This is a genomic window from Streptomyces violens, assembly GCF_000717745.1.
GTDB lineage: Bacteria > Actinomycetota > Actinomycetes > Streptomycetales > Streptomycetaceae > Streptomyces > Streptomyces violens.
Genome location: NZ_JOBH01000012.1, coordinates 23,977 through 36,693, shown reverse-complemented (window position 1 = coordinate 36,693; position 12,717 = coordinate 23,977). Strand labels below are relative to the sequence as shown.

At 70.8% G+C, this 12,717-nt stretch carries 8 protein-coding genes; 4 read left to right on the top strand and 4 right to left on the bottom strand.

Annotated elements, in window-relative coordinates; translation table 11 throughout:
- Positions 1 to 47 precede the first annotated feature (47 nt).
- Both IF04_RS0123400 and IF04_RS0123395 read right to left on the bottom strand, forming a co-directional pair.
- A complete protein-coding gene (locus IF04_RS0123400; protein ID WP_030261328.1) occupies positions 48 to 629 on the bottom strand; it encodes a response regulator in 582 nt (193 codons plus the stop codon).
- Positions 626 to 4,747, bottom strand: coding sequence for a HAMP domain-containing protein (locus IF04_RS0123395; protein ID WP_051831492.1), 4,122 nt, complete (start codon positions 4,745 to 4,747; stop codon positions 626 to 628). The genes IF04_RS0123400 and IF04_RS0123395 overlap by 4 nt, the downstream gene beginning before the upstream one ends.
- Positions 4,748 to 4,884: 137 nt before the next feature.
- Here IF04_RS0123395 and IF04_RS0123390 point away from each other — a divergent pair, with 137 nt between their 5' ends.
- Positions 4,885 to 6,690, top strand: a complete 1,806-nt coding sequence (locus IF04_RS0123390; RefSeq protein WP_030261314.1) for an ATP-binding SpoIIE family protein phosphatase — start codon at positions 4,885 to 4,887, stop codon at positions 6,688 to 6,690.
- Positions 6,691 to 6,694: 4 nt separating this feature from the next.
- Positions 6,695 to 7,306 (top strand): helix-turn-helix domain-containing protein, encoded by a 612-nt coding sequence (locus tag IF04_RS0123385; RefSeq protein WP_078600678.1) that lies wholly within the window; start codon positions 6,695 to 6,697, stop codon positions 7,304 to 7,306.
- Positions 7,307 to 7,325: 19 nt separating this feature from the next.
- On the opposite strand, the gene IF04_RS0123380 is transcribed toward IF04_RS0123385, so the two are convergent.
- Entirely contained in the window at positions 7,326 to 8,216 is an 891-nt protein-coding gene (locus tag IF04_RS0123380; RefSeq protein ID WP_030261311.1) for an LLM class F420-dependent oxidoreductase, read from the bottom strand.
- A gap of 222 nt (positions 8,217 to 8,438) precedes the next feature.
- Here IF04_RS0123380 and IF04_RS0123375 point away from each other — a divergent pair, with 222 nt between their 5' ends.
- Complete coding sequence (locus tag IF04_RS0123375; protein ID WP_030261309.1) at positions 8,439 to 9,917, top strand: aldehyde dehydrogenase family protein; 1,479 nt, start codon at positions 8,439 to 8,441, stop codon at positions 9,915 to 9,917.
- A gap of 100 nt (positions 9,918 to 10,017) precedes the next feature.
- The gene (locus tag IF04_RS0123370) at positions 10,018 to 11,472 is read left to right on the top strand and encodes a glyceraldehyde-3-phosphate dehydrogenase (protein ID WP_030261307.1); all 1,455 of its coding nucleotides are present in this window, start codon (positions 10,018 to 10,020) and stop codon (positions 11,470 to 11,472) included.
- Between the two features lie 74 nt (positions 11,473 to 11,546).
- Here IF04_RS0123370 and IF04_RS0123365 read toward each other — a convergent pair whose 3' ends face one another.
- Positions 11,547 to 12,683, bottom strand: coding sequence for a TIGR03364 family FAD-dependent oxidoreductase (locus IF04_RS0123365; RefSeq protein ID WP_030261303.1), 1,137 nt, complete (start codon positions 12,681 to 12,683; stop codon positions 11,547 to 11,549).
- Positions 12,684 to 12,717: the final 34 nt, after the last annotated feature.

Here is a 12,717-nt window from a genome sequence, read left to right as displayed (position 1 = left end):
ATGGTTTCCGCGCAGAAGAAGCAGGAAAGTGCCGGCCGGAGCACGGGTCAGTCCCCGTTCCCCCGCAGGCCGTCCACGGAGCGGGCCACTTCCGCGACGCGGTCGGCGACGTCCGTGGGGTCGGGGGCCGGGGTGTTGCGGAGGAGGAGTTCGATGCGGGCGAGCTGCTGGGCGATGTCCGCGAGCCGTTCTCCGCTGCCCGGCTGCTCCGCGGCCGCCGCCAGTCGTTGGTTCTTGCGGTACAGGTCGAGGAAGGTGCCGACCTTGGTGCGCAGCATCCAGGGGTCGATGGGCTTGGTCAGGAAGTCCGCGGCGCCTACCGCGTATCCCCGATAGGCGTAGTCCGCCTCGGGGTTGGCGCCGGTCACCAGGATGATGGGCACGTCCTTGGTCTGGTCGAGACGCTTGATGGTGGCGGCGGTCTCGAAGCCGTCCATGCCGGGCATCACGACGTCCAGCAGCACCACCGCGAAGTCCTGGCGGAGCATCGCCTTCAGGGCTTCCTCTCCCGAGCGGGCGCGGACCAGCTTCTGGTGGAGCGGGCCGAGTACGGCCTCCAGTGCGACGAGGTTTTCCTCCATGTCGTCGACGAGGAGGATGTTGCACTGGTCGGGTGCGACGTTGCTCATGACCTGCCCTTCGGTGCCTCGCCGGCCTCGTCCTGCGATGGATTGCCTTCCCGTGTTGCCTCACCGTCGTCCGGCGACGCCGTGCCGTTCTCCGGATCGAGCAGCGCGCAGATCACCGACAGCAGGCGGTCGATGTCCACGGGCTTGGGGACGTAGTCGTTGGCGCCGCTCTCGATTGCCTTCTCGCGGTCTCCGGGCATGGCCTTGGCGGTGAGCGCGATGATCGGCAGACCGGCGAGCCGGGGGGTGCTGCGGATGGCGCGAATGGTCTCGTAACCGTCCATCTCGGGCATCATGATGTCCATCAGGATCAGGGACACGTCGGGGGTGCGCTGCAGGACTTCCAGCCCCTCGCGGCCATTCTCCGCGTACTTCACGGTGATGCCGACCCGGCCCAGTACATGCGTGAGGGCGAAGACATTGCGGATGTCGTCGTCCACGACGAGGATCCGGCGCCCGGCCAGCACCCGCCCCGGGCGCCCGCTCAGCCACTCCTTGAGCCGCGTCGTCTGCGGCCAGGCGTCCTCGCGGGCGTCGGGGCCCGCGGTGGCTGCGGCGCCGGCCACGTCGCCCGGTGTCCCGTCCGTGTCGTCCGGCCAGTCGAGGGTGGCGGGGACCAGCTCCTCCGGGTTCAGATCCGCGACCGAACCGAGGGTCTCCACCGGGCGCGCGTCCGCCGCCGGGCGCAGACCGCCCTCCGGCGTCGGGATCTCCACGCCGCCGGGATGGCGCGCGGGGATGTACAGGGTGAACCGGGAGCCGACGCCGACCTCGCTCTCGGCGGTGATCCGGCCGCCGAGCATCCCGGCGATCTCCCGGCTGATGGACAGGCCGAGGCCGGTGCCGCCGTACTTGCGGTTGGTGGTGCCTTCGGCCTGCTTGAACGCCTCGAAGACCAGCGGGAGTTTGTCGGGGGAGATGCCGATGCCGGTGTCCTTGACGTGGAACGCGACGACGGCGTCCGCGTTCCGCAGCGTCTCCTCCGGGAACTCCTCGCCCGGCACCCGTTCGACGCGCAGCTCCACACCGCCGGAGTGGGTGAACTTCACCGCGTTGGACAGCAGATTGCGCAGCACCTGCTGGAGGCGCTGCTCGTCGGAGTACAGCTCGTGCGGTACATCGTCGCCGACGATGATCTCGAAGCCGAGCCCGCGGTCGGCGGTGAGCGGCCGGAAGGTCGCGTGCACGTAGTCGAGCAGCTTGTCGAGGGACAGGTCCTTCGGGTGGACGTCCATCCGGCCCGCCTCGATCTTCGACAGGTCGAGGATGTCGCTGATGAGCTGGAGCAGATCGGACCCCGAGCGGTGAATGGTGGCGGCGAACTGCACGTCCTGCTCGGAGAGATGGCCGTCGGGGTTGTCGGCGAGCAGCCGGGAGAGGATCAGCAGTGAGTTGAGCGGCGTGCGCAGCTCGTGCGACATGTTCGCCAGGAACTCCGACTTGTACTGCGAGGCGGTCGCGAGCAGCGCCGCCTTCTCCTCCAGCGCGGCGTTGGAGCGCTGCAGCTCGTCGGAGCGTTCGCGCAGTTCCGCGGTGAGCCGCTGGGACTGGGAAAGCAGCGACTCCGTACGGGAGTTGGCGATGATCGTGTTGAACGAGACGGCGATGGTGTTGGCGAACTGGTCGATGAAGGCCAGGTGCACATCGCTGAACCTGCTGAGCGACGCCAGCTCGATCACGCCGAGCAGCTCGTCCTCGAAGAGGATGGGCACGATGACGATGCTGGCCGGGAGCGCCGCGCCGAGCCCGGAGTTGATGGTGATGTAGTCCGGCGGGGCGTCCAGTACGAGGATGCGCTTCTTCTCCTTGGCCGCCTGGGCGATCAGGCCGCGGCCCGGGGTGCCGGAGCCGGGGAGCGGGCTCTCGCCGCCGGCCTGGTCGGTGCCGTACCCGGCGATGAACTGGAGGCCCTCGCCGGGGCGGGCGCCGGACTCGGCCAGGAAGAACGCGCCGAACTGCGCGTTGACCAGCGGGGTCAGCTCGCTGAGGATCAGTCCGGCGACCTCCACCAGGTCGCGGTGGCCCTGCATGAGGGCGGCCATGCGGGTGAGGTTGGACTCCAGCCAGTCCTTGGCGCGGGTGGTCTCCCGGAGGTTGGACACCATCAGGTTGATGTTGTTCTTCAGCTCGGCGACCTCGCCCTTCGCCTCGACCGTGATGGAGCGCGACATGTCGCCCTGGGTGACCGCGCCGGCCACCTCGGCGATGGCGCGTACCTGGGTGGTGAGGTTGGAGGCCAGCTCGTTGACGCCGGTGGTCAGCCGCTTCCAGGTGCCGTAGACGCCCTCGACCCGGGCCTGGCCGCCGAGCTGGCCCTCGCTGCCGACCTCGCGCGCCACCCGGGTCACCTCGGAGGAGAACGAGGAGAGCGTGTCGACCATCGTGTTGATGGTCGTCTTGAGCGCCAGGATCTCGCCGCGCGCGTCCACGTCGATCTTCTTCGACAGATCGCCCTGGGCGACCGCGGTGGCGACCTGGGCGATATTGCGTACCTGTGAAGTCAGGTTGTCCGCCATGAAGTTGACGTTCTCCGTCAGGTCCTCCCACACCCCGGAGACGCCGCGGACCTGGGCCCGGCCGCCGAGCCGGCCCTCCGTACCGACTTCCCGGGCGACCCGGGTGACCTCGTCGGCGAACGCGCGCAACTGCTCGACCATCGTGTTCACGGTGTCCTTGAGCTGCAGGATCTCGCCCCGGGCATCCACCGTGATCTTCTTCGACAGATCGCCGTCGGCGACGGCCGTGGTGACCTGGGCGATGTTGCGTACCTGCGAAGTCAGGTTCAGCGCCATGGTGCCGACCTCGCGGGCGACGCGGGTGACCTCGTCGGCGAAGGCGGAGAGCTGGTCGACCATGGTGTTGATCGTCGACTTCAGCTCCAGGATCTCGCCCTTCGCCTCCACCGTGATCGTCTTGCCGAGGTCGCCCTGGGCGACGGCGGTGGCGACCTGGGCGATGTTGCGTACCTGCGAAGTGAGGTTGTCCGCCGTGCCGACCTCGCGGGCGACGCGGGTGACCTCGTCGGCGAAGGCGGAGAGCTGGTCGACCATGGTGTTGATCGTCGACTTCAGCTCCAGGATCTCGCCCCGGGCGTCCACCGTGATCTTCTGGCTCAGGTCGCCGGTGGCGACCGCCGTGGTGACCTGAGCGATGTTGCGTACCTGCGAAGTCAGGTTCGACGCCATGAAGTTGACGTTGTCGGTGAGGTTCTTCCACACGCCGGAGACGCCCGCCACATGGGCCCGGCCGCCGAGCTGTCCCTCGGTGCCGACCTCGCGGGCCACCCGCGTGACCTCATCGGCGAACGCCCGGAGCTGGTCGACCATCGTGTTCACGGTGAGCTTCAGCTCCAGCAGCTCACCGGTCGCCTCGACCGTGACCTGCTGGGTCAGATCGCCGCGGGCGACCGCCGTCGTGACCACCGCGATGTCACGGACCTGCGCGGTCAGCCGCGCGGCCATCGCGTTGACGGCCTCGGTCACATAACGCCAGTCGCCCGACAGCCCCTGCACCTTCGCGCGCCCGCCGAGCCGCCCCTCGGTGCCGACCTCGCGGGCCACCCGGGTCACCTCGCCGGTGAACAGCGAGAGCTGGTCCACCATGCGGTTCACGCCGTGGCCGAGGCGGGCCAGATCGCCGCGGAGCTGCCGCTTCCCGTCGTGCAGCTCGACCCGCCGGGTCAGATCGCCGTCCGCGACCGCGTCCAGTACGCGCGTGGCGTTCCCGACCGGTACGACCAGCGCTTCGAGGAGTGTGTTGGCCGCTTCCACGCTCGTGGTCCAGGCGCCGTGCCCGGGGCTGGCCGTGAGCCGCTCGTCCAGCCGGCCCTCGCGGATCACTTCCTGGCGTACCCGCTGCAGCTCCGACGCCAGGTGCGCGTTGCGCGTGACGATCTGGTTGAACGCCTCCGCGAGCTCCGCGGCGACCCCCTCGTACGCACCGTCCGCGCGCACGGTGAAATCGCCGTCACGAACCGCGTTCATGGCCGTGAGCAGCGGTCGCAGTTCGGCCGCGCGCAGCACCTGCTCGTCCCGGGCGAGGCCGGCCCCGTCGCCGGGCTCGCCGGGCTCGGCGGCCCCGGGTGGGGGGTCCGGCGTGGATTCCGAAGCGCGTTCCATGGTGGAAGATCCTCAATCGAGCAATAAAACCATATGTACCTCTTCAGTGCGATTTAGGCTACATTCATTGAGCGAGCCGAGCATCGGAACCGAGCCGGGAGTCGCCTGTGGGTACCTCCTCCGACCTGCGGGATTCCATGCCGCGGATCCGGCTGCCCGCCAACGCGCTCGCACCCTCCGCGGCCCGCAGGTTCCTGCGCGTAGCCCTCACCGGACTGGTCGAGCCGGCCCTCCCCGGGGCGCTGGCGATCAGCGGGTCACCGGCGATCAGCGACGGACTCGTCGACGACGCCGTACTCCTCGTCAGCGAGCTGACCACCGCCGTGACCGCGCAGGGCGGATTCGAGGTCGAGGTCGGCTGCCGCCTCGACACCGGGGACGGCTTCCCCGCCCCGTCAGCGCCGGGCGCGACACCGTACGTGGGGGTCGTGGTCGACGTGGTGGACCGCTACACCTCCGGCGCCGATCACGAGGGGCAGGACCTGTGGCACCACCTGCGCGGCCACGGCCTGCGGCTGCTGCGCGCGCTGGCCGAATCCTGGGGCGTGACCTGCCGGCACACCGAGAAGACCGTGTGGTTCCGGCTCGGCACCCCCATGGAGGCCCGGCCCGGTCCCGGCGATGCCCTCGCGGCGGCGGTCCACGATGCCGTACCGCCCGACCGCCGCGCTCCGGCCGCCGAGGGGCCCGACTCCGCGGGCCAGACCTTCCTCGCCGAGGTCAGCGAGCTGCTCGCCGGGCAGCTCGACGAGGACATGATCGCGGCGCTCACCGGACAGCTGCTGGTCCCCAGGCTCGCCGACTGGTGCGGCGTATGGCTGACCACCACCCATGGCCGGATGCGGCTCTCCCGCGTGTGGCACCGCGACGAGGAGCGCATCCGCACCCTCCGCCAGGCCCTGGAGGAGGACCGCCCGCCGCCCGTCACGCTGAGTACCACCGGCATCGCCTGGCCCTGGCCGGGGGAGCCGGACGCCACCGGGGCGGGCGGCTCGGCGCTGATGTTCCCGCTGGTCGCGGCCGGGCGGTGCCACGGTGCACTGCTCATCGGACGGGCGGGACTGCCGCGGCTGACCGGCGACGCGGTACGCCTCGCGCAGGACGTGGCGCGACGGGTGGCCCAAGGGGTCCTCACGGCCCGTCACTACACCCGGCAGGCGGACATCAGCCACTCGCTCCAGCGCAGACAGCTCCCCACGTTCCTCGCGGCCATCCCGGGCGTCGACACGGCGCTCGTGTACGAGCCCCACGGCGAGGGGCAGAGCGTCGGCGGTGACTTCTACGACCTGTTCCCCATGGGCGACCGCCGCTGGTGCTTCCTGCTCGGCGACGTGTGCGGGCACGACCTGGAGGCGATGTCCGTCACCGGCCTGGCCCGCCACCTCGTACGGCTGCTGGCACGCGAGGGCCACGGCGTCGAGGCCCTGCTCGGCCGGCTCAATCTGGCCATGGCGGAGGAGGGCGCGGAAGCGGTGGTGGTCGGCGGGGAGCAGGTCGGCTCCCGGTTCCTGAGCCTGCTGTACGGAGAGCTGGAGCCCGACGCCGTCGCCGGCGGCGCGCGCGTCACCGTGGCCAGCGCCGGACACCCCTTGCCACTGCGGCTGTCGGCCGACGGCACGGTGACAACGGCCGCCGAGCCGCAGATGCTGCTCGGCATCGACGAACACGCGGAGTTCCGCGCGAACTCCTTCCACCTGGCGCCGGGCGAGACACTGCTGTGCGTGACCGATGGCGTGACCGAACGCCGCCGGGGCAACCGGCAGTTGGACGACAACGACGGCCTGGCCGAGGTGCTGCGCGGCTGCGTGGGCCTGGGCGCCAAGGCCATCGCGGAGCGGGTGCGCCGGGCCGCCCACGACTTCAGCCCCGACCCGATCGACGACGACCTCGCCGTCCTGGTACTGGAAGCGGTACCGGTCCTGGGAGCGGCCCGGGCATCATGAGCGGATGGCCAGGTCGACCAGTGGTGAATCGCTCCTCACCAGGGCCGTGCGCATCTTCGACGCCTTCGGCCCGGAGGCCCCGGCGCTGACCGTGACCGAGATCGCCCGCCGCGCCCGCCTCCCGCGCGCCACCGCGGGCCGGCTCGTCGAGGAGCTGGTGCGGCACGGGCTGCTGCGCCGCGACGGGCGGCGGCGGATACGCATCGGCGTCCGCTTCTGGGAGCTGGCGCAGCGCGCCTCACCGACGCTGACCCTGCGCGAGGCGGCCATGCCGTTCATGGCCGACCTGCACGCCGTCGTCGGCCACTCCACCCAGCTCGGCGTCCTCGACGGGGCGGAAGTCCTCTTCGTCGAACGGCTCACCGCGCCCGACGCGGTCGTCAACATCACCAGGATCGCCGGACGTCTCCCGCTGCACGCCTCGTCCACCGGCCTGTTCGGCATGGGACTCCACCAGTGCGTCGGCCAGCACGTCGCCCGCCTGGAGGCCGAGGCCCTGCTCACCGCGCTCGCCGAACGCGTCGCCCGGATCGAGCCGGCGGGCGAGCCGCGGCGGCATCTCAACAACACGCTCCGGGCATGGGAGTCGATGCCGCTGCGGCTCGTGGTGGGGTGAGGTGGGGTGAGCCCCGGGCTCAGCTGCCCCGCAGCTCCTCGATGACCGGGGCGAACGTCTCCAGAGCCGCGTCCAGCACCGTGATGTAGGAGAAGCCGTACCGCTCCCGGCGCTCGCGGAGCTGATCGGCGATCTGCCGGACCGTGCCGAAGAGCAGCGTCGGCGCGTCGAGCAGCTGCTCCTCGTCCAGGCCGATGTCGTGGGCGGCGAACTCGCGGGCCGCCGCCCTGCGGTCATGGGTGATCACCACGCGCTGTACGAGGATGTTGCGTTCGGCCGGCTCCGCGCGGTCCGCCGCCGCCTTCGCGTACCGGGCGACCGTCGCGTCCAGCTGCTCCGCCGAGGCCAGCTCCAGGACGCCCTCCGGTTTCCCGGGCGCCTGCCGGCCGCCCTGGAACGCCGCGATCTGTGCGTGCCGTGCCGTCAGCCGCATCATCCGCGGGCCGTTCCCGCCGATCAGCAGCGGCGGCCGGGGCGTCTGCGCGGCGTGCGGGACATGCTCCGGATCGCCCAGCAGCCGGTCCAGCTCTTCGATCGTGCGGGTGAGGTGATCGACCCGCTCGCCCGGCGTGCCCCAGGGCAGCCCCGCCGACTCGTGCTCGGCACGTACGTACCCGGTGCCCAGGCCCAGTTCGAGGCGGCCGCCCGTGAGCGCGTCGGTGGTGGCCACCTCGCGGGCCAGCAGCGCAGGGTTCCAGAAGCCGGTGTTCAGCACGAAGGTGCCCACCCGCGGCCGCTCGGTGACCTCGGCCGCGGCCACCAGCGCGGGGAACGGCGCGGGCATCCCCAGATGATCCGGCACCAGCAGCACGTCGTAACCGGCCGCCTCCGCCCTGCGGCACTTGGCGCGCCACTCATCGCCCGAAGCAATCGCGAGCGTATTGACACCAAAACGGAATGGCCGGGTCATTGAGCCTCCTGAGGTCAGGGATCTGACGGTGGTCTGTCCGTACGTACGGCACCGCACGGCGCGCGGCAGGGTGCCAGCCGCGCCCGCCACCGCGGTGCCAGATAGGGGAGCGCTATCGGGGGCATTGCCAATTCCCGGATGGTGCCCCGGCGTTCGCTGGGACAGCCTGGCGGCAGCCCAGTGGCGACAGTTGTCAGCGAATGTCCGGCGAAGGGACCAGGCATGGCAGACGTATCGGGGCGGCAGCCCATCGCGCCGCATCACCTGCTGAACTTCATCGACGGCCGGTGGAGCCCGGCCGAATCGGGACAGACCCGCACCAACATCAACCCGGCCGATCTGAGCGATCACCTCGGCGAGTTCGCCGAGTCCGGCGGCGTCGACGTGGACCGCGCGGCGGACGCCGCGGCCGCGGCCCTGCCCGCCTGGCGCGCCATGGGACCCATCCGGCGCGCCGCGATCCTCGCCGAGGCGGGCCGCCTCCTCACCGAGCGCGCCGAGGAATTCGCCCACGCCATCACCCGCGAACAGGGCAAACTCCTCCGCGAGGCCCGCGGCGAGGTGGCCCGCTCCCGCGCCGTACTGGACTTCACCGTGGGCCAGGCGCGGCTGCTCGGCGGCGTCACCGCGCCCGCCGAGGAGGACCGTACGTTCGCGTACACCTTCCGGCGCCCCATCGGCGTCGTCGGCCTGGTCTCGCCGTGGAACTTCCCGCTCGCCATCCCCATGTGGAAGGTCGCCCCGGCGCTGCTCTCCGGCTGTACGGCCGTCTTCAAGCCCTCGCCGCTCACCCCGCTCACCGCGGCCCTGCTCACCGAGGTCTTCCATGAGGCCGGCCTGCCCGACGGCGTGCTCAACCTCGTCCAGGGCGATGTCGCGGCGGGCGAGGCGCTGGTCGCGAACCCGTCCGTCGCCGGCATCAGCTTCACCGGCTCGCTGCCCGTCGGCACCGCCATCCACACGGGCGGCGCCCACCGGCTGCTCCGTACCCAGCTGGAGCTCGGCGGCAAGAACGCGGTGATCGTGCTGGACGACGCGGACCTGGACGGGGCGGTCGAGGCGGTGGTGCACGGCGCGTTCGGGCAGGCCGGGCAGCGGTGCAGCGCCACCAGCCGGGCCGTCGTCGACGTCCGCGTACGGGATGCCTTCCTGGACAAGCTCGTGGCCCGGGTGGCGGGCATGAAGGTCGGCCCGGGCGACGACCCCGCCTCGCAGATCTGCCCCGTGGTGAACACCGCGCGGCTGGACGCGGCACTGGCGGCCGTCGCCGGGGCGCAGCGCGACGGCGGCAAGGTGCTGTGCGGCGGCGGCCGCGCCACCGGGGACGGGCTGCCGGACGGCTGCTACGTCCAGCCCACCGTCATCCGCGACGTGCCCTGGGACAGTGAGCTGGCCCAGGAGGAGGTCTTCGGGCCGGTGCTCGCCGTCGTCGACGCGGACGGGTTTGACGACGCCATGCGGATCTCCAACTCGGTCAAATACGGCATGTCCGGCACGATCTTCACCGCCTCGCAGTCCCGCGCCTTCGAGGCCATCGAGCGCTTCGAGGCGGGAATGCTGCACGTCAACCGCCCGGGCGTGGGTGCGTACGCCCACCTCCCGCACGTCGGCGCCAAGGCATCCCAGTACGGCCCGCCGGAGTGCTCACCGCAGGTCTGGGACTTCTACACGGAGTGGCACTCGGCCTGCATCAGCTACTAGGCGGCTGCGGGGCGGGAGTGCGCAGAGGGACCGATGAAAAGGTCGAAGGAAGAGGGGGTTATCATGTGAGCACCGCCTAGCTCGATCGAGAGATAAGCCTGTGACTGTCAACGACGACTCGTTCACCAACTGGAAGAACCGCGAGGAGATCGCGGAGTCGATGATCCCGATCATCGGGAAGCTGCACCGGGAGCGGGACGTCACCGTCCTGCTCCACAGCCGCTCCCTGGTGAACAAGTCGGTGGTCAGCATCCTCAAGACTCATCGGTTCGCCCGGCAGATCGCGGGTGTGGAGCTCTCGGTCACCGAGACGTTCCCGTTCCTGCAGGCTCTCGCCACGCTCGACCTCGGGCCCTCCCAGATCGACATCGGCCGGCTCGCCGAGACGTACAACGCCGACGACCGCGGTCTGTCGGTGGCGGAGTTCACCGCCGAGGCCGTCGCGGGCGCCACCGGTGCCAACAAGATCGAGTGCCGCGAGGGACGCGACGTCGTCCTCTACGGCTTCGGCCGCATCGGCCGCCTCGTCGCCCGCCTGCTCATCGAGAAGGCCGGCTCCGGCAACGGCCTGCGGCTGCGCGCCATCGTGGTCCGCGGTGGCGGCGAGCGGGCCGCCGAAGACATTGTGAAGCGCGCCTCGCTGCTGCGCCGCGACTCGATCCACGGCCAGTTCCAGGGCACGATCACCGTTGACGAGGCGAACAACACGATCATCGCCAACGGCAACGAGATCAAGGTGATCTACGCCAACGACCCGTCCGAGGTCGACTACACGGCGTACGGCATCAAGGACGCCATCCTCATCGACAACACCGGCAAGTGGCGCGACCGCGAGGGGCTGTCCAAGCACCTGCGCCCCGGCGTCGAGAAGGTCGTCCTGACCGCCCCGGGCAAGGGCGACGTCCCGAACATCGTCCACGGCGTCAACCACGACACGGTCAAGCCGGACGAGCAGATCCTGTCCTGCGCCTCCTGCACCACCAACGCGATCGTCCCGCCGCTGAAGGCGATGGAGGACGAGTACGGCGTGGTGCGCGGCCATGTGGAGACCGTCCACTCGTTCACCAACGACCAGAACCTGCTGGACAACTACCACAAGTCCGAGCGCCGCGGCCGCTCCGCGCCGCTCAACATGGTCATCACCGAGACCGGCGCCGCCTCCGCCGTCGCCAAGGCGCTGCCCGACCTCAAGGCGAAGATCACCGGCAGCTCGATCCGCGTCCCGGTCCCGGACGTCTCGATCGCCATCCTCAACCTGCAGCTCGCCCGCGAGACCACCCGCGAGGAGGTCCTCGACCACCTCCGCGAGGTGTCGCTGACCTCGCCGCTGCGCCGCCAGATCGACTTCACCAGCGCCCCCGACGCGGTCTCCAACGACTTCATCGGCTCGCGCCACGCCTCGATCGTCGACGCCGGCGCCACCAAGGTCGAGGGCGACAACGCGATCCTCTACCTCTGGTACGACAACGAGTTCGGCTACTCCTGCCAGGTCATCCGCGTCGTCCAGCATGTCTCCGGGGTGGAGTACCCGACCTACCCGGCCCCGGCGGCCTGATCGCCCAAGGACGCAACACGCGCACGGAGCGGGCCCGGCGGAGAAATTCCGCCGGGCCCGCCCGCGTACTGTGCTCAGCGCGCCGCGACGTTCTCCTCCGCGAGGCCGAACGACAGCGTCATCCCGGCCCCGCCGACGCCGTTGACCACGGTCACGCCCGGCTCCGGGTCGACCACCAGCTCCGTGCGGCCGTCGCGCAGGGACGGGTAGAAGCCGGACCAGCGTTCAGTGATCGTGGTGTCCGGGAGCCGCGCGAAGCCCGCCAGGTATTCCATGATCGCCGCGTTGATCTCCTCGCTCTCGAACGGGTCGTGGGTCGTGGCGTACGCATGGCTGTCGCCGATCGTCAGCCGCCCGTCCGTCGTCTGCGACAGCAGTACATGGATGCCGTTGTCCCGGTGGAACGGCAGCTCGGCCCGCATCCGCGCGTCCAGCGCCGCCCGCGCCGCCAGCCCCTCGAACGCCGCGTAGTGCAACAGCGTCAGCCCGCCGCACAGCATCGGCCCCAACTGCCACCCACCGGGCTGCACGCCCGTCCGCAGCATCTGCAGCTTGCAGCGGACCAGCCCGCTCGCCGCGAACACCTCCGGATACAGCGTCTCGAAGTCATTGCCGCTGCAGACGAAGACCCGGTCAGCACGCCAGTCGCCGGCCGTGGTCGAGACCGTCGGCATGCCGATGCCGCGCACGGTCGTGCCGAAGCGCACGTCCACGCCGTACTCCTCGGCCAGATGCGCCGCGACCGCCGGGATCGCGTGCCGCGGATCGACGTTCAGCTCCGTCGGGCTCCACATTGCGGCCAACAGCCCGTCCGGATGCGCCGCATGACTGCGCGCCACCGCCTCCTTCGCGGTCAGCATTTCCGTACCGCGCTGTCTTGCGGCGGGTGTGGTGGCGACGAACTCCTCCAGCACCGCGGCCTCGTCGGGATGGTGCGCCAGATGCAAGGAGCCGGTCGGGGCCGCCCACAGCCCGGTCTTCGCCGCGATCTCCAGCCAGATCTCGCGGCTGCGCAGGGCACGCTCGTACATCGCGCCGCGCTGCTGGCCCACCGCCCAGATCATGCCGAAGTTGCGGATGGACGCGCCCACGGAGTGGTCGTCGCGCTCGAAGACAACGACGCGGTCGCCGCGCTTGGCGGCCGCGAGGGCGTGCGCCAGTCCGACGATGCCGCCGCCGACGACGGCGGTGTCACAACGATGAGTCGCCATGGATGATCCCCTCTTGAGTGGTGGTGCACCGTGG